General features: G+C 72.7%; 19 protein-coding genes. 6 read left to right on the top strand and 13 right to left on the bottom strand.

What is annotated here, in order from left to right:
• Nucleotides 1-6: 6 nt before the first annotated feature.
• From AC0KTA_RS21085 to AC0KTA_RS21060, 6 genes are all read right to left on the bottom strand, one after another.
• Entirely contained in the window at nt 7-1,116 is a 1,110-nt protein-coding gene (locus AC0KTA_RS21085; RefSeq protein ID WP_481049766.1) for a DegT/DnrJ/EryC1/StrS family aminotransferase, read from the bottom strand.
• Nucleotides 1,113-2,150, bottom strand: a complete 1,038-nt coding sequence (locus AC0KTA_RS21080; RefSeq protein ID WP_481049765.1) for a dTDP-glucose 4,6-dehydratase — start codon at nt 2,148-2,150, stop codon at nt 1,113-1,115. The genes AC0KTA_RS21085 and AC0KTA_RS21080 overlap by 4 nt, the downstream gene beginning before the upstream one ends.
• An 87-nt stretch (nt 2,151-2,237) precedes the next feature.
• Nucleotides 2,238-3,269 carry an NAD-dependent epimerase/dehydratase family protein gene (locus tag AC0KTA_RS21075; RefSeq protein ID WP_481049764.1) on the bottom strand — a complete coding sequence of 344 codons (1,032 nt, stop codon included), beginning with the start codon at nt 3,267-3,269 and terminating at the stop codon, nt 2,238-2,240.
• Complete coding sequence (locus AC0KTA_RS21070) at nt 3,266-3,916, bottom strand: dTDP-4-dehydrorhamnose 3,5-epimerase family protein (RefSeq protein WP_481049763.1); 651 nt, start codon at nt 3,914-3,916, stop codon at nt 3,266-3,268. Before AC0KTA_RS21070 ends, AC0KTA_RS21075 begins: the two co-directional genes overlap by 4 nt.
• Before the next feature lie 15 nt (nt 3,917-3,931).
• Nucleotides 3,932-4,687: an ABC transporter permease gene (locus tag AC0KTA_RS21065; protein WP_481049762.1), complete on the bottom strand. Its 756-nt coding sequence runs from the start codon at nt 4,685-4,687 to the stop codon at nt 3,932-3,934.
• Nucleotides 4,684-5,640 carry an ATP-binding cassette domain-containing protein gene (locus AC0KTA_RS21060; RefSeq protein ID WP_481049761.1) on the bottom strand — a complete coding sequence of 319 codons (957 nt, stop codon included), beginning with the start codon at nt 5,638-5,640 and terminating at the stop codon, nt 4,684-4,686. Before AC0KTA_RS21060 ends, AC0KTA_RS21065 begins: the two co-directional genes overlap by 4 nt.
• A gap of 90 nt (nt 5,641-5,730) precedes the next feature.
• Between AC0KTA_RS21060 and AC0KTA_RS21055 the strand changes: the two genes are divergently transcribed.
• Nucleotides 5,731-6,492, top strand: a complete 762-nt coding sequence (locus AC0KTA_RS21055) for a TetR/AcrR family transcriptional regulator (protein ID WP_481049760.1) — start codon at nt 5,731-5,733, stop codon at nt 6,490-6,492.
• Here the strand turns inward: AC0KTA_RS21055 and AC0KTA_RS21050 are convergent.
• Nucleotides 6,452-8,320 (bottom strand): AfsR/SARP family transcriptional regulator, encoded by a 1,869-nt coding sequence (locus AC0KTA_RS21050; RefSeq protein ID WP_481049759.1) that lies wholly within the window; start codon nt 8,318-8,320, stop codon nt 6,452-6,454. The two genes, AC0KTA_RS21055 and AC0KTA_RS21050, sit on opposite strands and share 41 nt — an antisense overlap.
• A gap of 448 nt (nt 8,321-8,768) precedes the next feature.
• Between AC0KTA_RS21050 and AC0KTA_RS21045 the strand changes: the two genes are divergently transcribed.
• The gene (locus AC0KTA_RS21045; protein WP_481049758.1) at nt 8,769-10,136 is read left to right on the top strand and encodes a PAS domain-containing protein; all 1,368 of its coding nucleotides are present in this window, start codon (nt 8,769-8,771) and stop codon (nt 10,134-10,136) included.
• A 216-nt stretch (nt 10,137-10,352) separates the two neighbouring features.
• Here the strand turns inward: AC0KTA_RS21045 and AC0KTA_RS21040 are convergent, their stop codons facing one another.
• Genes AC0KTA_RS21040 through AC0KTA_RS21025 form a run of 4 tightly spaced genes read right to left on the bottom strand, consistent with a single transcriptional unit; the run spans nt 10,353 to nt 13,966 of the window.
• Nucleotides 10,353-11,561 carry an ABC transporter permease gene (locus tag AC0KTA_RS21040; protein WP_481049757.1) on the bottom strand — a complete coding sequence of 403 codons (1,209 nt, stop codon included), beginning with the start codon at nt 11,559-11,561 and terminating at the stop codon, nt 10,353-10,355.
• 4 nt (nt 11,562-11,565) lie between these two features.
• Entirely contained in the window at nt 11,566-12,390 is an 825-nt protein-coding gene (locus AC0KTA_RS21035; protein WP_481049756.1) for an ABC transporter ATP-binding protein, read from the bottom strand.
• Nucleotides 12,387-13,457: an efflux RND transporter periplasmic adaptor subunit gene (locus AC0KTA_RS21030; RefSeq protein ID WP_481049755.1), complete on the bottom strand. Its 1,071-nt coding sequence runs from the start codon at nt 13,455-13,457 to the stop codon at nt 12,387-12,389. The genes AC0KTA_RS21035 and AC0KTA_RS21030 overlap by 4 nt, the downstream gene beginning before the upstream one ends.
• Nucleotides 13,454-13,966, bottom strand: coding sequence for a hypothetical protein (locus AC0KTA_RS21025; RefSeq protein WP_481049754.1), 513 nt, complete (start codon nt 13,964-13,966; stop codon nt 13,454-13,456). Before AC0KTA_RS21025 ends, AC0KTA_RS21030 begins: the two co-directional genes overlap by 4 nt.
• Before the next feature lie 140 nt (nt 13,967-14,106).
• On the opposite strand from AC0KTA_RS21025, the gene AC0KTA_RS21020 reads away from it, so the two are divergent.
• Together AC0KTA_RS21020 and AC0KTA_RS21015 are read left to right on the top strand one after the other, a co-directional pair.
• The gene (locus AC0KTA_RS21020; protein ID WP_481049753.1) at nt 14,107-14,775 is read left to right on the top strand and encodes a response regulator transcription factor; all 669 of its coding nucleotides are present in this window, start codon (nt 14,107-14,109) and stop codon (nt 14,773-14,775) included.
• Nucleotides 14,772-16,400, top strand: coding sequence for a sensor histidine kinase (locus tag AC0KTA_RS21015; RefSeq protein ID WP_481049752.1), 1,629 nt, complete (start codon nt 14,772-14,774; stop codon nt 16,398-16,400). The genes AC0KTA_RS21020 and AC0KTA_RS21015 overlap by 4 nt, the downstream gene beginning before the upstream one ends.
• A gap of 24 nt (nt 16,401-16,424) precedes the next feature.
• Here AC0KTA_RS21015 and AC0KTA_RS21010 read toward each other — a convergent pair whose 3' ends face one another.
• Nucleotides 16,425-17,225 (bottom strand): SIS domain-containing protein, encoded by an 801-nt coding sequence (locus AC0KTA_RS21010; RefSeq protein WP_481049751.1) that lies wholly within the window; start codon nt 17,223-17,225, stop codon nt 16,425-16,427.
• A 189-nt stretch (nt 17,226-17,414) separates the two neighbouring features.
• Here AC0KTA_RS21010 and AC0KTA_RS21005 point away from each other — a divergent pair, with 189 nt between their 5' ends.
• Together AC0KTA_RS21005 and AC0KTA_RS21000 are read left to right on the top strand one after the other, a co-directional pair.
• Nucleotides 17,415-18,107, top strand: coding sequence for an iron-dependent transcriptional repressor DtxR (locus AC0KTA_RS21005; RefSeq protein ID WP_030361523.1), 693 nt, complete (start codon nt 17,415-17,417; stop codon nt 18,105-18,107).
• A gap of 603 nt (nt 18,108-18,710) precedes the next feature.
• Nucleotides 18,711-19,577, top strand: coding sequence for an alpha/beta fold hydrolase (locus AC0KTA_RS21000; protein ID WP_481049750.1), 867 nt, complete (start codon nt 18,711-18,713; stop codon nt 19,575-19,577).
• A gap of 634 nt (nt 19,578-20,211) precedes the next feature.
• Here the strand turns inward: AC0KTA_RS21000 and pdxH are convergent.
• Nucleotides 20,212-20,886 (bottom strand): pyridoxamine 5'-phosphate oxidase, encoded by a 675-nt coding sequence (gene pdxH / locus AC0KTA_RS20995; protein WP_481049749.1) that lies wholly within the window; start codon nt 20,884-20,886, stop codon nt 20,212-20,214.
• Nucleotides 20,887-21,268: the final 382 nt, after the last annotated feature.

The following is a 21,268-nucleotide window of genomic DNA, read 5'->3' as shown; positions in this document are numbered from 1 at the left end:
CGGCGCTCACACCTCGCGCAGCACCTTGTGCAGCGCGTCGATCACGGCGTCCTGCTCGGCTTCGGGGAGCGAGGGATACATCGGCAGCGAGAAGATCTCGCCCGCAAGCCGCTCGGTGACCGGCAGCGAGCCGCGCGCGTAGCCCAGGTACGCGAAGCCGCTCATCGTGTGCACCGGCCAGGGATAGCTGATGTTCAGGTTGACGTCGTGGGCGCGCATCGCCTCGATGACCGCGTCCCTGCGCGGGTGTCGCACCACGTACACGTAATGGACGTGGGTGTTGCCGGGAGCCGTCGCGGGCAGCACGAGATCCGTGCCCGCCAGCGCCTTCGCATAGCGCTCGCCGACCCGGCCGCGGGCGCGCACGTAGTCGTCCAGGCGGCGCAGCTTGCGGCGCAGGATCTCGGCCTGCACCTCGTCCAGGCGGGCGTTGTGGCCGGGGGTCTGCACGACGTAGTAGCGGTCCCGCATGCCGTAGTAGCGCAGCCGCAGCAGGTCGGCGTGCACCTCGGCGTCGGAGGTGACGACGGCCCCGCCGTCGCCGTACGCGCCGAGCACCTTGGTCGGGTAGAAGGAGAACGCCGCCGCGTGTCCCATCGCGCCCGCGCGGCGGCCGTGGTGGGTGGCGCCGTGCGCCTGTGCGCAGTCCTCCAGGATCGTCAGACCGTGCCGCTCCGCCAGCCGCTCCAGCGGCGCCATGTCCACGCACTGGCCGTAGAGATGGACCGGGAGCAGCACCTTGGTGCGCGGGGTGACGGCCGCCTCGACCTGCTCGATGTCCATCAGGTAGTCGTCCTCGCGGATGTCGACGAAGACGGGGGTGGCACCGGTGGAGGCGATGGCGACGACGGTGGGCGCCGCCGTGTTGGAGACGGTGATCACCTCGTCGCCCCGGCCCACGCCCAGCGCCTGCAGCCCGAGTTTCACGGCGTTGGTGCCGTTGTCCACGCCGACGCAGTGCGGCAGTCCGTGGTACGCGGCGAACTCCTCCTCGAAGCCGCGGACGCTCTCGCCGAGGATGAGCGTGCCGGAGCTGAAGACGGTCCGGACCGCGTCGAGGATGTCGTCCCGCTCCTGCTCGAACTCGGGGAGGTAGCTCCATACGTTGGTAGTCAAGCGACGTTCCCTTCTCGGTGGTCTCGATGGCTGCGATGGTCTCGATGGCTGCGGTACCACTCGACGGTGCGCGTGAGCCCTTCGTCGAAGGGCACCTGGGGCCGGTAGCCCAGGGCGGCGAGCTTGGAGTCGTCGACCGCGTAGCGCAGGTCGTGGGCCTTGCGGTCCGTGACGTGCCGGATCCGGCCGGCGTCGGCCCCGCACAGCCGCAGCAGCCGGAAGGTCAGCTCCCGGTTGCTGAGCGCGGTGCCGCCGCCGATGTTGTAGATCTCGCCGGGCTCGCCCTTCTCCAGGACCAGGCGCAGCGCCCGGCAGTGATCGCTGACGTGCAGCCACTGACGTACGTGGGATCCGTCGCCGTACAGCGGGACGTCCTGCCCGTCGAGCAGCCTGGTCACGAAGTGCGGGATGACCTTCTCGGGGTCCTGTCGGGGGCCGTAGTTGTTGGCGCAGCGGGTCACCACGACGGGCAGCCCGTGCGAGCGGTGGTAGGCGCGGGCCACCAGGTCGGAGGCCGCCTTGGACGCCGCGTAGGGCGAGTTGGGCAGGAGCGGGTCGTCCTCCTTGGAGGCGCCGGCCGTGACGGAGCCGTACACCTCGTCCGTGGAGACGTGCACGATCCGCTCCACGCCCGCCTCCAGGCAGGCGTCGAAGAGCACCTGCGAGCCGAGCACGTTGGTCTCGGTGAACGCGTCCGCGCTGTGCAGCGAGCGGTCCACGTGCGACTCGGCGGCGAAGTGCACGACGGCGTCGCAGCCGGGGAGCAGCTTCCGCAGCAGGGCGCGGTCGCGGATGTCGCCGCGGACGAAGTGGAGGCGCGGGTGGTGCGCGGGCAGGTTGGAGCGCCTGCCCGCGTAGGTGAGCTTGTCGAGGACGGTGACGGTGTCGCCCGTCGCGCCGGCCGTGTCGACGGTGACCGTTTCGGCCGTCGCGCCGGCCCGGTTCGAGCCACTGTCCGGCCCGCCGTCCTTCAGGACGGTGCGCACGAAGCAGGATCCGATGAACCCCGCGCCCCCCGTGACGAGCACCCTCATGGCTTCCCTTTCGCCGTTCGGTCCCGTTGGTCTCGACCATCGTCGTGGCACGGTCTTCACGGCGGCTTGAGGGCGGATCAGCGCGGCTCAAGGACGGCTTGAGGTGTGCGCCTCCCGGGCGACGAGTGCGCCGACGGTGCGGCGGACGCCCGGGCGCGGGCGGATCGCGTGCCGCCAGCCGGTCCGGCCGTGGAAGGCCGCGGGGTCGACCCGCACGCTCTCCTGGTCGGCGCCCACCGCCCCGTCCCGCGGCGGCTCGGTCCGTACGGGCACCGCGCGCTCCCCGGTGTGCTCGGCGACGGTCCACGCGATCAGCGTGAACAGTTCGGCGAGCGGCACGCTCTCGCCGGTGCCCACCGGCCAGTGCCCGCCGGCCAGCGCGTCGGCGTGGTCGAGGGCGGCGGCGAACGCGGCCGCGGCGTCCTGGACGTGCAGCAGGTCCCGGCGCACGGTGCCGTCGTTCCACAGGGTCAGCGGCTGCCCGGCGAGCGCGCGCCGGGTCATGGCGGCCACCACGCCGCGCTCGCTGCGGGGGCGCGGCGCGAGGCCGTAGACGGTGGGCAGCCGCAGCGAGACGGCCCGCACCAGGCCGTCCTCGGTGCCCTGTTTCAGCAGCTTCTCGGCGCGCAGCTTCTGGGCGCAGTACGCGCTCAGCGGGCGGTCCCGCTCCGTGCCGTCGACGGGCCTGCCGTACGTGGGGCCGCTCTGGCTCGTCGTCCCGGCGAACAGGACGACGGGCGGCGGCCCCGGGCGGCGCGCCGCCGCGAACGCGGCCACGAGGTCCTCGGCGAGGCCGACGTTGACCCGCTCCGCCGCGGCCGCCGATTCGGCCCGCTCGGCGCTGCGCCAGCCGCCGTCGGTGTGCGCGACGAGATGGACCACCACGTCGGCGTCCGCGACCAGGCCCGCAAGGCGGCCGGGCACCGCCAGGTCGGCGGTGCGGGCCTCGAACCGGGCCGCCCCGCGCTCCGGCGCGCGCGGCTCGGCGTGCCGGCCGACAGCGCGCAGCCGCACCGGCCGCCGGGCGAGCACCTCGGTGACCGCGGAGCCGAGGAACCCGGAGGCGCCGAGCACGACGACCGTGGGCGGTTCGGTGCCCGTCGTGCCGCGGCCGGTCATGCGTGCAGCTCCTCGGCCAGTGCCAGGCAGTCGGCGTACCGCGGCAGGATGCCCTGGTCGCGGGCCTCGGCGAGGGTGGGCGCGGCGCAGTCGCGCTCGGACATGAGCAGCTCGGGCCCTTCGGGCAGCGGCAGTTGCAGCTCGGGGTCCAAGGGGTTGAGGGCGAGTTCGAGCTCGGGGGCGTAGCTGCTGGTGACGAGGTACATCATCAGCGTGTGGTCGGCCATCGCGACGAAGGCGTGCCCGACACCGACCGGGAGGTAGACGGCACGGAGGTACCGGGGTTCCAGGAGCGCCGTGTCGCAGCGGCCGAACGTCGGCGAGCCGGTGCGCAGGTCGACGACGATGTCGAGCGCCCTGCCGTACGGGCAGTAGACGTACTTGGCCTGCCCGGGGGGTGTGGCGGTGAAGTGGACGCCGCGCAGCACCCCTTGGCGGGAGTGGCTGTGGTTGGTCTGGGCGACCGGGAACCGGCGGTGTCCGGTCGCCTCGGTGAACGCCGGTTCCTGGAAGGGCGAGAGGAACCGGCCGCGCTCGTCGGGAAAGGAACGCGGGGTGAACTCGAAGGCACCGTCGATCGCGAGCGGGCGCGCCCGCATCGTCGGTGTGCTGTCGGTGCCGGCCTGGTGCGGGTGGGGTTCCGTCATGAGTGTGTCCCGTCGTCAGACGCCGGCGCGCCGCATGCCGCGCATGCCGAGGGCGAGGCCGACGGCGGCGATGCCGATGCCGGAGAGGAGGCCCCAGCCCACCGATGAGCTGCCGAAGTCCCCGGTGAACAGGGCGCGTTCGGCGTCCACGATGTACGTGACCGGGTTGATGTCGGCGAGCAGCTTGAGCCAGTCGGGGCCGCGCTCCATCGGCAGGAGCATCCCGGAGAGCAGCAGCAAGGGGAACAGCAGGGTCTGCTGGACCACGATGAACAGGTAGTCGCGGCGGTTGACCGCCAGCGCGAGGGCATTGGACAGCGCGCCCACGCCGAGCCCGAACAGCATCAGCAGGACGAGCCCGGCGAGGATGCCCAGCAGATCGAAGTCGACTTCGATGAACAGCAGCGCGCCCAGGGTGATCAGCACGGCCTGCCCGAGCAGGATGGCGGCCTCCTTGGCGGTTCGCCCGATGAGCAACGCGCTCCGGCGGGCCGGGGAGACGAGGGTGCGTTCATAGCTGCCGGTGTGGATCTCGGAGAGCAGGTTGGCACCGGAGGGCGAGGTGCCGAAGAGCGCCAGCATCACGATGACACCGGGCACGAACCACTCCCAGGCCGAGCCCTCCATGCCCGGCATGGTGTCGAGGAGCGGGCCGAACAGGACGAGGAACAGCAGCGGCTGGAGCATGGCGAAGGCGAGCGCGACGGGCTCGCGCAGTACCGGCTGGATCTCCCGCTCGAAGGTGGCGAGCGAGTCGTTGAGGAGCTTCACTGGGCGTCCGCCTCCTCCAGGCTGCGGCCGGTGATGGACAGGAACACGTCGTCGAGGGTGGGCCGGTCGAGGGTGACTCCGCGCACCTTGATCTCCAGTGCGTCGAGGTGGCGCAGGAAGGCCGGGAGCAGTTCGTCCCCGTGCGCGACCCGGACGCGGACCTGGTTGCCGTCGACGGTGACGCGCTCGCGGGTCGTGACGCGCTCGGAGTGGTGCGCGACGAGCACGGCGTCGGCGTCGTCGTGGGTGGTGAAGGTGATGAGGTCGCCCGCCTGGTCGGCCTTCAGCCGCTCCGGGGTGTCGTCGGCGATGACGCGCCCCTGGTCGACGACGATGACGCGGTCGGCGAGCTGGTCGGCCTCCTCCAGATAGTGCGTGGTGAGGAACATCGTCATGCCGTCGCGGTGGAGGCCCCGGACGTGCTCCCAGACCATGGCGCGGTTGTGCGGGTCGAGGCCGGAGGACGGCTCGTCGAGGAACAGCAGCCGGGGCGAGTGCATCAGGCCGAGCGCGATGTCCACGCGGCGCCGCTGCCCCCCGGACAGCCGCTCCGCGACCCGCTTCTCCAGGCCCTCGAGGGCCATGGCCTCGATCAGTTCGTGCGCGCGGGCGCGGGCCGCGCGGCGGCTCATGCCGTAGTAGCGGGCGTGCGAGGTGAGTTCGTCCACCACCCGGATCTCGTTGCCCGAGCCGTTGCCCTGGCCGATGTAGCCGATGTTCTTGCGGATCTCGACGGCGTCGGTGCGGATGTCGCGGCCGACGACACTCGCCCGGCCGGAGGTGGGCGGCAGGAGCGTGGTCAGCATCCGTAACGAGGTGCTCTTGCCGGCGCCGTTGGGGCCCAGGAACGCGACGAACTCCCCTTCCGCCACGTCGAGGTCGAGGCCGCGGACGGCGTGCACCACACCGTCCTTGACCTTGAAGGTGCGAGTCAGTCCGCTGGCGGTGATCATTACGCCTCCAAACTTCTTACGTTGTATCGAGTTTTAAAACACCTTAGCACGTACAGTGTTTCCACCGGACCGCCGCATCGGAGGAGCAGGATGACCGCACAGCACACAGGGGGCAGCGGGGACGCCCGGCGCGCGCTCGAACTGCTCTGGGGGGCCGAACCGCAGCCCCGGCGCGGCCCGAAACGCGGGCTCAGCGTGCAGCGCGTGGTGAGCCGGGCGATCGATCTCGCCGACGAGCACGGCCTGGCGTCCCTGACGATGCGGCGGGTGGCCGAGTCGTTCGGCGTCACCGCCATGTCCCTGTACTCCTACGTGCCGAGCAAGGACGAGCTGGTCGACCTGATGGTGGACCGGGTCGCCGAGCCGTCCGCCGAGCCCGGCCCGCCCGGGGAGGACTGGCGGGCCGGCCTGGAGCGGCACGCGAGGACGAGCTGGCGGATCTACCACCGCCACCCCTGGGTGCTCGAGGTCAGCATGGGGCGCCCGCCGCTGGGTCCGAACGTGCTGGCCGGCCTGGAGGCCAGGCTCACCACCGTCGGCGGGCTCGGCCTGTCCTTCGAGGACCAGCTCGCCGTGATCAACCTCGTCGACGACTACGTGCACGGCGCGGCCACCTCGCTGACCGGTGTGGCCCTCCTGGAGCGGCGCACGGGCCTCAGTGCCGCGCAGTGGTGGGAGCGGTACGACCCGCTCCTGGAGGAGTTCGTCGACTTCGAGCGCTATCCGGCACTCACCGCGATGTGGGAGGCGCTGGGCCCGACCGAGCAGCGCACCGACTTCGAGTTCGGCCTGCAGCGGGTCCTCGACGGGGTCAGCAGGTTCGTGGAGAGCAGTCGCGAGAAGGGAACTTGAGCAGATGCTCCTCGGGCAGCGAGCGCAGCGCGCTGCGCACGGGACGGGACATCCAGTACTGGAAGAACCAGGACGTGGTGCCGCTGATGGCCGGTTCGGCGTCGAGCATGAAGCACTCGACGAGTCCTTCGAGCAGCTCCACCGTGTCGTCCGCGTGCAGGCCGAGCAGGGGGCGCAGCGACTCCACGGTAATGACCTTCTCCGGCAGGCCGGCCAGTTGGACGAGCGCGGTGCGGGCCTCCGGCTCAAGACCCGCGACCCGGCGCAGGACGCTGTGCAGCGGCTGGTGCCGCGGCGGGTCCGACTCGCGCGTCAGGCGCTGCTCGGTCCAGCCGGTGAGCTGCCGCACGGACCAGTGAGGGCGCAGGGTCAGCAGGTCGACGGCGGCCAGCATGGGGCCGGGCAACCCGCCGGTGAGCACGAGCAGTTCACGCAGGTCGGCGGGGTCCGCCAGGCCGCGCTGGCCCAGGGCGTAGCGCACGAGCTCGAGCGCGGACCGGGCGTCCAGCGGCTCGATGTCCATGCGCTGTGCGAACGCGAGCCCGCGCAGCCGCCGGTGGGCCAGGATGAGCAGCGCGGAACCGGAGTCCGGGGGGAGCAGCTCGGCCACCTGCTCGGCGCTCTCCACGTCGTCCAGGACGAGCAGCACCCGCCGGCCCCTGGCCCAGGACCGCAGCAGTTGGACGCGCTCCGCCGTACCGTCGGGCACGGCGGTGCCGCGGAAGCCCGCGCTGCCGAACAGGCTGCCGAGGACCTCGCGGAGCGGGCGCGGCGCGGCGGGGTCGCCGAAGGACGCGTAGAAGCAGCCGTCCGGATACGCCCCGGCGACGCCGTGCGCGACGTGCAGGCCGAGGCTGGTCACTCCGGAGCCGGGAGGCCCCGCGACCGCGACGCGGCGCGGCGCCTCCAGCGGGCTGCCCTCGGTCAGCATGCCCGAGATCAGCGCGCTGTCCCGGTCGCGGCCGATCAGCTCGCCTACCGCGGGCAGCGTGGCCGTCGCGGCGGAGGCGCGCGGCTCCAGGTGGCGCACCAGGTGACTGCGCGCACCCACCCGGCTCAGGGCCGGGTCACCGTCGAGGAGTTGGCGGTGCAGCGCCTGCAGCTCCTGGCCGGGCTCCACGCCCAGCTGGTCGGCGAGCACGCGGCGCAGCCTGCGGAAGACGTCCAGCGCCTCGGGGCGTCGCCCGGCGCGGCACAGCGCGATCATCAGCTTGCCGTGCAGGCCCTCGCGCGTGGGATTGTCGGCGGCGAGGCCGGACAGCTCGCTGACGAGCTGGTGGTGCCGGCCGAGCAGCAGGTCGGCGTCGATCCGCGCCTCCAGGACCTCGTACCTCCGCTCCTCCAGGTGGACCGCGTCGACGCTGAGCACCGGGCCGCACACGACGTCGCTGAACACCGGGCCGCGGGTCAGGGCCAGCGCGCGGTGCAGGGCGTCCGCCGCCTCGGGGACCTCGCCCTCCTCCATCGCGTGCCGCCCCACGGAGGCCAGCTCGTCGAACTCCTGGACGTCCACCCGCCCGTGCGGCAGCACCATGTGATAGCCGCCCGGGACGGTGAGCAGCGCGGCTGTCCCGCTGTCGAGGCCCGGCCGCCCGCCGGAGCCGAGTCCGGGGAGCTTGCGCAGGTGGTGGATGTACGTCTGCAGCGTGGTGGTGGCGCTGGGGGGCGGGAACTCGCCCCACACCTCCTCGATGAGCTGCCGCTGCGGCACCGTGCTGTTGCTCCGCACCGCCAGCAGCGTGAGCACTTGGCGGACCTTGGGAGCGGAGGGTGTGGCCGGTCGTTCGTCGTCGAGCACCTGAAGGGGTCCGAGTAACTTGATCTTCAACACTGTGATCTCCCCCGTGCTTAAGTCACTTTCCGTCGCATCGGCGAGGTGCCATGCACGGCGGTCCTGCCGCACCGACCGTCATGACCGAGCCCCGTGATCCGCGAGCAGAGCTCGCTCAACCTCCCTTGCACATACGGAACTTGGGCGTACAGGACTTTCGAATCCTGGCCCGATGTCACGCGTGTGAAGTAAAGCATAATTCTTGATTGATTCAACAAGAAGCAAAAAATCTTCAACTATCAAGCACCGACTGATAAGGCGGAACGCCGGTGCGCGATCGCGCCTGTCCGGCTTACGGTGATCTTCGAAATGATTTGCCTCGACTTCCGGGAACTTACTGTGGGCTGGGTCACGTTCAAGTTGAATGATCTGACGTGCGGAACACGCGGTTCGTGAGGACATGGACGACTCATTCAACGAGGACACGGCCTGCAGGGGGGTCCGGGTGAGTGCTTCCCGACAGAGCGGAACCACCGACGAACTGGGTCCCGAAGAGCCCGAGCCCGGCGGAGCCGAGCTGCTCGCCGCGCTGCTCGACGGGATGGACGCCGCGTTGTGCGCGTTCGACGCCGACGGGGTCGTGACGCACTGGAACCGCGAGGCCGAGCGCATCCTCGGCTGGACGGCCGAGGAGGCCGTCGGCCGGCCCGGGTTCGCGGGCTGGGCGGTGCGCAGCGCCGACGCGGAGGAGGTCGAGGGGCGGCTGATGTCCGCCATGCACGCGCCGGGGCGTCAGGTCGACGAGTTCGCCCTCGTCACGAAGGACGGCGGCCGGGTGCTGGTACGGACGCAGTCCGCCGCCGTCCGCGGCGGCGACGGCAAGCCCAGCGGGGTCTACTGCGCCTTCAGCGAGGTGCACGCCCAGATCGACCTGGAGCGGTCCATCGCGCTGAGCGAGGCGCTGTTCGAGAACGCCTCCTGGGGAGTCGTCCTCGTCGACGCCGACCTGCGGCCCGCGGTGGTGAACGAACACGCCGCGCGCGCCCTGGGCATGGGGCGCACGGCGCTGCTCGGGCGGCCGCTCGGGGAGGTGCTCGCCCAGGGCGTCGAGGAGTTGGAGAGCGCGCTCACGCATGTGCTGGCGGAAGGCGCGCCGCCCGCGCCCGCCGAGATGTGGGTGGCCGTGCGCGGCGAGGCCGGCGAGCCCGAACGGCGCTGCTGGCGCAGCGGGTTCCTGCGGCTCGGCTCGCCGCTCGCCGAGGAGCCGGTTCCGCTCGGCGTCGGCTGGCTCTTCCAGGACGTGACGGAGGCCAAGCAGACCGAGCAGGAGGCCGCGCAGCTCCGGTTCCGGTCCCAGCAGCTGCACCGCGCGGCCCGCGCCGCCGCCGAGTGCGAGGACCCCATGGAGGCGGCCACCGTCCAACTCGACTTCGCCCTCGCCGGGTTCGCCGACCACGCCCTGATCGATGTGCTCGTCGGCGAGGAGCCCGACACCCGCCTGGTGCGCGCCGCCGCCACTCCCGCCGGCGCCCCCGGCCCCTGCCTGCCCGCCGGCAAGGCCCTCCTGCCCGTGCGGTACATGGAGGGTCATCCGGCGCCGCAGTGCGTAGAGCGCGTCGGGTCGGTGCGGGCCAGCGCGGGCCTCGCCGCCGCCGAGCGCGCCCGCGACTGGGCCCGCGCCCGGCAGTGGCCGGAGTCCTCCGTCCACGCCCTGTGCGCGGTGCTGCGCAGCCGGGGGCGGACGCTGGGCGTGGTGACGTTCCTGCGGGGGGCGGCCCGCACCCAGTTCGATCGGGCGGACGCGACGTACGCGGAGAGCGTGGCTGCGCGGGTTGCGGCGGCGCTGGACCTGGCGGGGGCGCTGGAGGGGTGACCGCCTGCGCCCGGTCCGGGCCTGTCCTGGGGCACCGCTGATCGGCGCTCCGCGCCTCGTCCTCAAACGCCGGACGGGCTTTTCCCCACCCACCCGCCCTTTTCGCCCTTCGGGCGGGAAATCCAGCCCCTCCGGCGTTTGAGGAGCGGGGGTCCGGGGGCAGAGCCCCCGGTTTCGGGAAGGGGTGGGATTGGGGAGCCCCCGGCAGGGCCCCGCCTACGCCGCATGCAGCGCCAGCGTCGGTGAGAGGTGGGACGCCCGTACCGCCGGGTACAGGCCCGCCACCGTGCCGATGGCCAGCGTCGCGCCGAAGCCCGCCGTCACCGACCACAGGGGCACCACCCACGGCAGGTCCCCGGACGCCGCGTACGCGGCCGTCGCCGCCGCGCCGAGCGCGACGCCCGCCAGGCCGCCGAGACCCGACAGCATCAGGGACTCGGTGACGAACTGGACCCGGATCTGGCCGCGGGTCGCGCCGAGGGAACGGCGCAGACCGATCTCGTAGCGACGCTCGAGCACCGAGATGATCATGGTGTTGGCCACGCCCACGCCGCCGACCAGCAGGGCGATGCCGCCGAGGCCCAACAGGAGGGTGGAGAAGGCCCCTTCCGTCGCCGCCTTCGCCTGGAGCGCCGCCGACGGGTCGGTGACCTGCACGTCCCGCGGGCTCTGCGGCGAGATCGACGGGGCGAGCAGCTCGCGTACGTCGTGGACGGCCGCGTCCGCCGAGCGTTCGTACACCGACGTCGGGTGGCCGTCGAAGCCGAGCAGCGACGTCGACGCCGACCAGCCGGTGAGCGCCGCGCGTTCGACGTCGGGCGCGAGCGGCAGCGGGGCGAGGATGCCGATGACCGTGAAGTACCGGTCGTCCATCCAGACTTGCTGGCCGGGCGACGTGATGCCGAGGCGCCGGGCGGCGACATGGCCGAGCACGACCGACGGATAGCGGGCGTTGGCCGCGTTGAGCCACGTACCGCTCGCCATCTTGCCGCGCAACACCTCCAACAGGCCCTCCGTGGCCGCCTTGACGGCGATGCCGCCCGTCTCGCCCTCGGGGATCTTCTCGCTGCGCCGCACCGTGCGGTCGAGGTCGCCGGTGGCGCCGACGTCCTCGACGCCCTCGATCCGGGACACCCGGCCCACGGCGCCCTTCGGCAGCGTCAGCTTCTCCCCGGAGAACATCGGGTCGCCGGGCGCGGCCACCAGCATGTTCGTGCCCAACGTGTCGAGGCGCTCCAGGAGTTGGGCCTTGCTGGAGGCCGATACGCCGACCACGGCGACCATCGTGGCGATGCCGATCGCGATGCCGAGGGCGGAGAGGACCACGCGCATCGGCCGGCTGCGCAGCCCGGACGCGCCGACGTGGGCGACGTCTCGGGGACTCAGCCGGGCGGCGCGCAGCCGCTTCGTAGGGTTACCGGTCATCGCGTCACAGCTCCCTGCTCGTACGGCGTTCGTACGTCGCTCGTACGTCGCCGACCACGCGCCCGTCCCGGATCCGCACCTGCCGGGGCAGCCGCTCCGCGATCTGCGCGTCGTGCGTGATGACGGCGATCGTCGCGCCCTCGGAGTTGAGGCCGTGGAGGAGTTCGATGACCGCCTCGCCGGAGGCGGAGTCGAGTGCTCCGGTGGGTTCGTCGGCGAGCAGCAGGTCCGGTGCGCCGACGACCGCGCGGGCGATGGCGACGCGCTGCTTCTGGCCGCCGGACAGTTCGTGCGGCCGGTGCCGCATGCGGTCGGCGAGGCCGACGCGGTCCAGGGCCTCGGCGGCGCGGGCCCGGCGCGCGGCGCGTGGCAGGCCGGAGTAGAGCAGGCCCTCGGCCACGTTGTCGCGGGCGCTGACGCCCGGGACGAGGTGGAAGGCCTGGAAGACGAAGCCGATGCGGCGCGCCCGCAGCGCGGACAGGCTCCGGTCGGACAGCGCGGCCACGTCGTGCCCGGCGATCTCCACGGTGCCCGCGGTGGGCCGGTCGAGGGTGCCGACGATGTGCAGGAGCGTGGACTTGCCGGAGCCGGACGGGCCGACGATGGCGAGGAGTTCGCCCTCGCCGACGTCCAGATCGACCCCGCGCAGGGCGGCGACACCGCCCGGGTACTCCTTGGTGACACCGGCGAGGCGGACGACGGGGCGGGGGCCGGTCCCCGGGCGGGCCCGGACGTCGGCGCCGGGGCCCGCGGCCACGTCTTCGACACCGCAGTGCGCGGCCTCTGCGGCACCGGAGCCCACGGCCGGAACCCTTCGCTGCGTGCTCATGTCTTCGGCACCCCGACCTTCGTCCCCGCCCGCAGCCCCGGGCCGCTGACCTCCACCCGGCCCGAACCGAACATGCCGAGCCTCACCTTCACCTGCCGAGCCCGGCCGTCCGCGACGACCTGCACGCCGTACCCGCCGCCGGGCAGCGCGAGCAGCGCGTTGACCGGCACCGAAAGGACGTCCTCGCGGGTCTCGCCGGTGAGGTTCACGGTGACCGGGGACTGGTCGAAGCCGCCCACCTCGGACGGGTCGTCGAAGGACACCGTGACCGGGATCTTCGGGGTCTTGTCGGCCGGGTCGTCGCCGGGCTTCGCGGTCCGGCCGACCGAGGCCACCCTGCCCGACGCCGAAGACCCGTCCGGCAGCGCCACCTCGACCTTCGTGCCGACCTTCGCCAACTTGCCCTCGGACACGTCGAGTTGGAAACGTACGACCCGTTCAGAGGCGGTCGTCGTGAGCACCGGCCTGCCGGGCGACACCTGGTCGCCGACCGCCGTGTCCGCGGACTTCACGCGCACCGCGGCCGGCGAGAAGGCAATGTCGCCGGGCCCGACCCGGCCCGTCTGCCGACGGTCGTGCGCCTTCTGCCAGCGCTTGACGGCGGCCGCCGTGCCGGCGGTGTACGTGTCGTCGACGGCGAGCCCGGCCGCGTACCCAAGGGCTTGGAGGTTCCGCTCCAACTGCCGTACGTCCTCGCCCTCGGAGCCCGTCTTGAGGGTGCGGTACATGGGCTGGGTGCCGTACATCAGGCGCACGGGCGTGCCGTTGACCTCGTACAGCCGCCCGTCGCGCCGCACCGTGTCGCCCGCGCCCGGCGACCAGGTGAGGATGCCCGCGCCGCCCGTGTTGACCTTGCGTTCCTTGGCGTAGCCGAGGGTGCCGTCGACCTGGGTGCCGCTGCTGAGGTCGCCGCGCTCGACGGACGCGGTGGCGGGCGGCAGGTCCGCTCCGCGCGCCGGTCCGCCGTCGTCGCCGCCGGACCCGGTGAGGCCGGTGACGGCGACACCGGCGCCGGTGACCGCGAGCAGCGCGACGACCGCCGAGACGACTGCCGTGCGCCGCCTCATCCGACGATGCCCTTGCACGCCTTGGCCGCCTTCTCCATCTTCTTCATCTCGGCGCCCTTGGGCGCGGGCATCGCGCGCGCCATGCCGTCCTCGAACTTCGGGTCGGGCATGTTGTAGCCGTTCTTGCGCATGCACTGGGCGTACTTGAGCATCTTGTCCTTGTCGGCCTGGGAGATCCCGCCGCCGCCCGCCGATCCCGGCCCTTTGCCGGTGCACTCCTTGAGGGCCTTCTGCATCTTCTCCTTGCTGAGATCGCCGCCGATGGTGATGCCGCTGGTGTCCTCGCCCGACTTCGGCTCGGCGACCTTCAGACCGTGCTTGCGCAGGCACTCGCGCTCCTTGAAGGCCTTGTCGGCGGCGTTCTCCTTGCCGCCGGTGTCCTCCTTGCCGCCGCCGTCACCGCCGCCGTCACCACCGCCGGAGCAGGCGGTCGCGAAGAGCGCGAGGGCGGCGGCCGCGGAGGCGAGCGCGGCTGAACGGGTACGGCTACGGGCCGGCGTACGTGTCATGGCTTCCCCTGATGTCCGGTGACCGGCGGCCGGCGCTGATCGCGGCCGCTGCGGCACAGGTTCACGGGAAGCGGGGTTTCGTCTCTCTCACGGCAAACCTTTACACCGGCGAAATGCCGCTCTCGGGTACACAGGGCGGCATGCGCGTACTGCTGGTGGAGGACGAGGAATTCCTGGCCGAGATGGTCGCCGACGGGCTGCGCCGCGACGCGCTCGCGGTCGACGTGGCGGCGGACGGCCTGACCGCGCTGCGCAAGCTCCAGCTCGGCGAGTACGACGTGCTCGTGCTCGACCGGGACCTGCCGGGCGTGCACGGCGACGAGGTGTGCCGCCGTGTCGTACGCCAGCGCCTCCTCACCCGCGTCCTGATGCTCACGGCGGCGGGCACGGTGCGCGAGCGGGTCGCGGGCCTCGGTCTCGGCGCCGACGACTACCTGACCAAGCCGTTCGCGTACGACGAGCTGCTCGCCCGCGTCCTCGCCCTCGGGCGGCGCGCCCGGCCCGCGCTGCCGCCGGTCATCGAGCGGGCGGGCATCGTCCTGGACACCGCACGGCGCCAGGCGAGCCGCGACGGCCGGCACCTGTCGCTGTCCCGCAAGGAATTCGCCGTCCTGGAGGCGCTGCTGCGCGCCGACGGCGCGGTCGTCAGCGGCGAGGACCTGATCGAACAGGTCTGGGAGGAGGACACCAGCTACCGCACCAACGCCGTCCGCGTCACCCTCTCCAAGCTCCGCGCGAAGCTCGGGGAGCCCGGGGTGGTGGAGACGGTGCCGGGGGCGGGGTACCGGATATCGGGGCTTTCGCTGTGAGGGCGGATGTCCCGGGTGCCCCGGGCGTCGCGGGCGTCGCGGGCGTCGCGGATGTCCCGGGCGGCCCGGGTGCGGGGGCGGCCGCCGCGCCGCGCGAGCCCGGCGCCCGCGTCCGCGCCCGCGCCCGCGTCCGCGGCCTGCGCGGGCTCGGCGCCGGCCGAAGGCTCGGGGCGCCCCTCGGCCTCGGCGCGCCCCGCGGTCGCGGTCACAGGCTCGGTCCCGGTCTCGGTCGCCGCCTGCGCGGGCTCAGCACTACCCGAAGGTTCGGCGCACCCCGCGGCCTCGGCGCACCCGGCGGCCTCGGCGCGCCCCGCGATCTCGGTCGCGGTCTCGGTCGCGGTCTCGGCATGCACGGCGAGCGGGCCCGGCTCACCGCCCTCTACGGCGTCCTGCTCGTCCTCGCCGGGGCGCTGCTCACCGGCGTGGTGTATCTGCTCGTGCAGCAGGGCCTGTACTCGTCGATCAGTACGGCGGTCACCACGGCCGTGCCCGGGACCAGGGTCGACCGGGACGCCTTGCACCCGCCGTGGGCGACCCTGCCGACGGAGGGGGTGGCGGCCGCTCCCACGCGGCCCATGCTGCCCGTCGACACCGTGCCCGCGCAGGCGGTGACCCGGCTCAGCGACGCCGCGGGCGAGGCCGCGCTCGGCCGCCTCCTTTCGGTGTCCGTGATCGTCCTGGCCGCGTACGCCGTGCTGTCCGTCGCCCTGGCCTGGTGGATGGCGGGGCGGGTGCTGCGCCCCGTCGCCGTGATCACCGACAGCGCGCGCCGCCTGTCCGGCACGAACCTGCACGAACGCATCGCCCTGGACGCGCCCCCGGGCGAGCTCAAGCAGCTCGCCGACACCTTCGACGCCATGCTGGACCGCATCGAGCGGCTCGTCGGCGCGCAGCAGCGGTTCGCGGCCAACGCGGCGCACGAGCTGCGTACGCCGCTGGCGGTGCAGCGGGCCGCCGCCGAGATCGGGCTCGCCGGGGACCCGGCGCCCGAGCGGGTCGCCCGCATCCGCACCAAGCTCATCTCCGTCGCCGACGACAGCGAGCGCCTCATCGAGGGGCTACTGCTGCTCGCCACCACCGCCGGTCCCGACGGCCCCGGCCACGGCCGCACCCTGGAGCGACACGAACCCGTCGCCCTGGACGTCACCGCCCGCGAGGTGGCCGACGCGCTCGCGGAGGAGGCCGCCCGGCGCGACGTCACGGTCGCCGTGCGGGCGAACCCGCTCACCGTCCACGGCGACGGCGTCCTGCTAGAGCGCCTCGTACACAACCTGGTCGCGAACGCCGTACGCCACAACGTGCCCGGCGGCCACGTCGAGGTGACCACGACGTCCGACGCGGTCACGGTCACCAACACCGGCCCCGCCATCCCGCCCGACACCGTCACCCACCTCTTCGAACCGTTCCGCCGCCTACGCGAACGCACCCACGCCCACGACGAGGGCGCGGGCCTGGGCCTGTCGATCGTGGCGGCAATCGCGCGGGCACACGGGGCCAAGGCGGAGGCAAAGGCGAACGGAGCGGGCGGCGGACTACGGGTGACCGTGCGGTTTCCGGCCCGGCAAGGAGCGCCCCGTCAGGGGCGCGGGGAACTGCGCGACAAGCCCCCACCGGCCCGCAGGTGAAACACCGCCCCACCAGCGGAGCCCTCAACGCCGGTAGAAAATGCGATCCCCGTACTCAGCGAAAACCCGCCCGTTCCAGTCATGCCCCCCGTCCACGTTCCCGGAACGCAGCAAGGGCGGCTGAATCCCCCGCGCGGCCAGAGCGCCCGCGGCGCAGGCCATCATGGCCTGCATAAGCGCACTGGCGACCATCGTGGAGGCGGGCCCGAACGGCGCGTCCACGGAGTCGACGTTCAGCTCCGCGTCCCCAACGGCGATCTTGGAGTCGAGGACGAGGTCGCAATGGTCCTTGAGGAAGGTCCCGGAAACATGCCGCGACTTCGTCTCCGTCGCGTACGCCACCGACGTCACGCCGATGACCTTCAGGCCGAGCGCGCGGGCGTTCATGGCCATTTCCACGGGCAGCGAATTACGCCCGGAGAGGGAAATGATCACTAGGACGTCGCCGGGCCGGACCGGGCTGGAGTCGAGGACGGCGCCCGCGAGGCCGTCGACGCGCTCCAGGGCCGAGCCGAGCGTCGCGGGCATCACGTCGACGCCGACGGCACCGGGCACGGAGAGCAGGTTCATCAGGGCGAGGCCGCCCGCGCGGTAGACGACGTCCTGGGCGGCCAGCGAGGAGTGGCCCGCGCCGAAGGCGAAGAGGCGGCCGTCGGCGGCGACGGCGTCGGCGATCAGCTCGCCGGCGGCCGTGATGGCCCCGGACTCCTCGTCCCGGACCCGTCGCAGCAGGTCGATGGCGGCGTCGAGGTAGCGCGCGGCCAGCGGCTCGCCGCCGCCGTCTTCCGGTCCCTGGAGCGGTCTCCGGCTCGGTCCCTGGCTCATCCGCGAAACCCCTTCGTCCCGCCGTGTCCCGTCGTGTCGCCGATCACGGTGCGGTCTGGACCAGCACCCTGTCAATACGGCCTCTGGCCGCCGCTGTAGAGCCTGTTTCCCCGGCGCAACCCGCTTGTCAGTGGTATGCGTCAGAATTAAGGGCAGGGCCAGCGCACGAGCGAATTCTGAGGGGCACCCATGTCGGGGCTTATTGACACCACTGAGATGTATTTGCGCACCATCCTCGAGCTGGAGGAGGAGGGTGTCGTCCCCATGCGCGCCAGGATCGCCGAGCGGCTCGACCAGAGCGGTCCGACGGTGAGCCAGACGGTGGCGCGGATGGAGCGTGACGGCCTGGTGGCCGTCGCCAGCGACAGGCACCTGGAACTGACCGAGGAGGGCCGTCGCCTCGCCACGCGCGTGATGCGCAAGCACCGCCTCGCCGAGTGCCTGCTGGTCGACGTGATCGGCCTGGAGTGGGAGCAGGTGCACGCCGAGGCCTGCCGCTGGGAGCACGTGATGAGCGAGGCCGTGGAGCGCCGCGTCCTGGAGCTCCTGCGCCACCCCACCGAGTCGCCGTACGGCAACCCCATCCCGGGCCTGGAAGAGCTCGGCGAGAAGGACGGCGCCGACCCGTTCCTGGACGAGGGCATGGTCTCCCTGATCGACCTCGACCCGGGCACGGACGGCAAGACGGTCGTGGTGCGCCGGATCGGCGAGCCGATCCAGACGGACGCCCAGCTCATGTACACGCTCCGGCGCGCGGGCGTGCAGCCCGGCTCGGTCGTGAGCGTGACGGAGTCCGCCGGGGGGGTGCTCGTGGGCAGCAGCGGCGAGGCCGCCGAGCTCGCGGCGGACGTCGCGTCGCACGTGTTCGTCGCCAAGCGCTGAGATCGGCGTCCGGCTCCGGGCCGGGTCCCGGTCTCGTCGTCACTGTCAACGGGCGTTATGACAGGGGCAGTTGAGACGAGTCCGAGACCCGCCGGAGCCCAAGATTCAGTGTGCCGAATCGCAGCGCGGGGACGGTTTGCGTGCGAGGCTGTCGCGAGAGGCATATGACCTGAGGGCTCTTGACCGTGCCGGCATCGGGACTTGGCCGGATGTTCACCGGGTCCTGGCCGCGGGCCGGAGAGGGGGCAGACGATGTGCCCGGCTGGTGAACGGACGCGCGCGGGGCGTGGCAGGCCGCGCGCCGCGCACCTCCCGCACGCCCCGCACGCAGAGGGCCCCGGCGCCCTTGAGCGCCGGGGCCTGTCCTCCCCTGTTCTGACCCGGAGCCCCGAGCTCCCAGGGTCACCCCCCTCGGACCGATTTCCCCGAGCGGCCCGCCCCCCGTTGAAGATCTCCCCTCGGCGGCGGCGGTCAATCCTTGAGAGTGGTCACCCGAACGAGGGGTGTTGGCGGCAAGACGGCCGTTTTCGAATGAGGGTTCGATAGCGTGCCGGGGTGCGTGAGTGAACGTCCCGATCGGAATCAAGGGGGGTGCCTGGGACCATGGTGCGGCGCATCGACGTGACCGGCGCGGGCGGCGTGAGCCTTGCCGCCTGGGAGTATGCCGACCCTCCCAAGTCGAGGGAGGCCGATTCGTCCCCCGGCGGGGTGCTGTTGCTGCACGGCCTGATGGGCCGCGCCTCGCACTGGGCGAGCACCGCCCGCTGGCTCTCCGAGCGGCATCGCGCGGTCGCGCTCGACCAGCGCGGGCACGGCCAGAGCGACAAGCCGGCCGAGGGCCCCTTCAACCGCGAGGCCTACGTGGACGATGCCGAGGCCGCCCTGGAGCAGCTCGGCCTCGCCCCCGCGGTGCTCATCGGGCACTCCATGGGCGCGCTCACCGCCTGGCAGCTCGCCGCGCGCCGCCCGGACCTGGTCCGGGGCCTGATCATCTGCGACATGCGCGCGTCGGCGCTCGGCGCCGCGTCCCAGCGGGAGTGGGAGGCCTGGTTCAAGTCCTGGCCGGTGCCGTTCGCGACGCTCGCGGACGTGCGGAAGTGGTTCGGCGAGGACGATCCGTGGGTGGAGCGGCCCAACCCCTCGCGGGGTGCCTTCTTCTCCGAGATCATGGCCGAGGGCCCGGACGGCTGGCGCCCCGTCTTCGACCCCTCCCAGATGCTGAAGTCCCGCGAGACCTGGGTGTACGACGCGCACTGGGAAGAGCTCGTCCAGGTCCAGTGCCCCGCCCTGGTCGTCCGCGGCCTCGACGGCGAGCTGGGCCGCGCCGAGGCCCAGGAAATGGTCCGCGTCCTCCCCCGCGGCGCCTACGCCGAGGTGCCCGACGCCGGTCACCTCGTCCACTACGACCGCCCGGACGGCTGGCGCGAAGCAATCGAGCCGTTCTTGGACGGGGTCCTGGCGGGCTCGTAGCCCCGCCCGACCCGACGCCCGGCGCGGGCGGAGCCTCCTGCCGGGGGCTCCGCCCCCGGACCCCCGAATCGGCCTGAACGGCCTCGTCCTCAAACGCCGGACAGGCTTTCCCCCACCCACCCGCCCTCACTACCTGCCGAAACCATCTCGGCAACGCCGGACGACCACACCCGGCACCACGAGCCGATCCCGCCGAAACGGACCTCAGCGACGCCAGGCAGCCGCGCCCGGCACCGGAAGCGCGGTGCCGGGCGCGAGGGCGGCGAGCAGTGCGGGCGCTTCGGGCCCGAAACCCTAGTCCCACTGGAAACGGGCGGGCGGGAGAAACCCGCCGAAACGGAGCTCAGCGACGCCGGGCAGCCGTACGCGGCACCGGAAGCCCGGTGCCGGGCACGCGTCCGGTTGGCAGTGCGGGCGCTTCGGGCCCGGAACCCCAGTTCGACTGGAAACGGGCGGGCGGGAGAAACCCGCCGAAACGGAGCTCAGCGACGCCGGGCAGCCGTACGCGGCACCGGAAGCCCGGTGCCGGGCACGCGTCCGGTTGGCAGTGCGGGCGCTTCGGGCCCGGAACCCCAGTTCGACTGGAAACGGGCGGGCGGGTGGGAGAGACCCGCCGCATAGCCTCGGGGCCGTGTCACGGGGAGAGGCGCCGCAGCGTCCACCCCGCGGAAACGTCCTCGCGGATATAGCACAGGCGGTCGTGCAGCCGATTGGTGCGCCCCTGCCAGAACTCGACGGCGAGCGGGACGACCCGGTAGCCACCCCAGTGCGGCGGCGCCGGAACCTGCTCGCCCTCCGGATAGCGCGCCGCCAACTCGGCGTACGAAGCGTCGAGTTCGTCGCGCGAGCCGATCACGGAGGACTGCGCGCTGGCCCAGGCCCCGAGCTGGGAGCCGTGCGGCCGGCTGCGGAAGTAGCGGACGGTCTCGTCCCGCCCGGTCCGCACCGCCGTGCCGGTCACGATGACCTGGCGGCCCATCGGATGCCAGGGGAACAGCAGCGAGACATGCGGGTTCGCGTCGATGTCCCGCGCCTTGCGGGACTCGTAGTTCGTGAAGAAGACGAAGCCGCGCGCGTCGTACCCCTTCAGGAGCACCGTGCGGGAGCTCGGCCGCCCCTGCGCGTCGGCCGTCGACACGACCATGGCGTTCGGCTCGTGGATCACCCCGGCGGGATCCGCCGCCTCGGCGGCCGCCTGCGCGAACCAGCGCCCGAACTGCTCGACGGGATCGGCGGCACAGTCGGCCTCGGAGATGCCCTCGGCCACATAGTGCGCGCGCATGGCGGCCAGATCCGCGGCGTCCGCCACGCCGGCGGAACTCGGGACTTCGGATGCGTCAGAGGCGTCGGATGCGTCAGAGGCGTCGGATGCGCCGGAAGCGTCGGAGGCAGTGGCACGGAAGTCGGTCACGCGGTCATCTTGCCGTATACGAACACCCCGTCACACGGCGGCAGTCGGCGGGCGCGCGCCCCCATCAAGAGGTGATGTGTGGCACTGGGTGCCGCAGTCCATCGCCAAGGGTGGCACCAAGGGTTATCGTTCCGAATCCGTGTCGGTTGGGTGACCTCCGGCCGCGCGGGGCATCACCGGGTTACCCCGGACCCAAGTGCCCAGGCCTCGGGTCGCGGACATCCCGTACACATCCTGTACACATCCCGTCGTACACACCGTGTCGCACACATCATGAGGA

It is taken from the genome of Streptomyces sp. Y309, from assembly GCF_056712025.1.
This window is presented reverse-complemented; position numbering and strand designations above follow the sequence as displayed.

Coding starts and splice junctions, on each gene's coding strand:
- AC0KTA_RS21080 (WP_481049765.1), bottom strand. CDS start 2,150: ATGAGGGTGCTCGTCACGGGGGGCGCGGGGTTCATCGGATCCTGCTTC.
- AC0KTA_RS21075 (WP_481049764.1), bottom strand. CDS start 3,269: ATGACCGGCCGCGGCACGACGGGCACCGAACCGCCCACGGTCGTCGTG.
- AC0KTA_RS21070 (WP_481049763.1), bottom strand. CDS start 3,916: ATGACGGAACCCCACCCGCACCAGGCCGGCACCGACAGCACACCGACG.
- AC0KTA_RS21060 (WP_481049761.1), bottom strand. CDS start 5,640: ATGATCACCGCCAGCGGACTGACTCGCACCTTCAAGGTCAAGGACGGT.
- AC0KTA_RS21055 (WP_481049760.1), top strand. CDS start 5,731: ATGACCGCACAGCACACAGGGGGCAGCGGGGACGCCCGGCGCGCGCTC.
- AC0KTA_RS21040 (WP_481049757.1), bottom strand. CDS start 11,561: ATGACCGGTAACCCTACGAAGCGGCTGCGCGCCGCCCGGCTGAGTCCC.
- AC0KTA_RS21035 (WP_481049756.1), bottom strand. CDS start 12,390: ATGAGCACGCAGCGAAGGGTTCCGGCCGTGGGCTCCGGTGCCGCAGAG.
- AC0KTA_RS21030 (WP_481049755.1), bottom strand. CDS start 13,457: ATGAGGCGGCGCACGGCAGTCGTCTCGGCGGTCGTCGCGCTGCTCGCG.
- AC0KTA_RS21025 (WP_481049754.1), bottom strand. CDS start 13,966: ATGACACGTACGCCGGCCCGTAGCCGTACCCGTTCAGCCGCGCTCGCC.
- AC0KTA_RS21020 (WP_481049753.1), top strand. CDS start 14,107: ATGCGCGTACTGCTGGTGGAGGACGAGGAATTCCTGGCCGAGATGGTC.
- AC0KTA_RS21010 (WP_481049751.1), bottom strand. CDS start 17,225: ATGAGCCAGGGACCGAGCCGGAGACCGCTCCAGGGACCGGAAGACGGC.
- AC0KTA_RS21005 (WP_030361523.1), top strand. CDS start 17,415: ATGTCGGGGCTTATTGACACCACTGAGATGTATTTGCGCACCATCCTC.
- AC0KTA_RS21000 (WP_481049750.1), top strand. CDS start 18,711: ATGGTGCGGCGCATCGACGTGACCGGCGCGGGCGGCGTGAGCCTTGCC.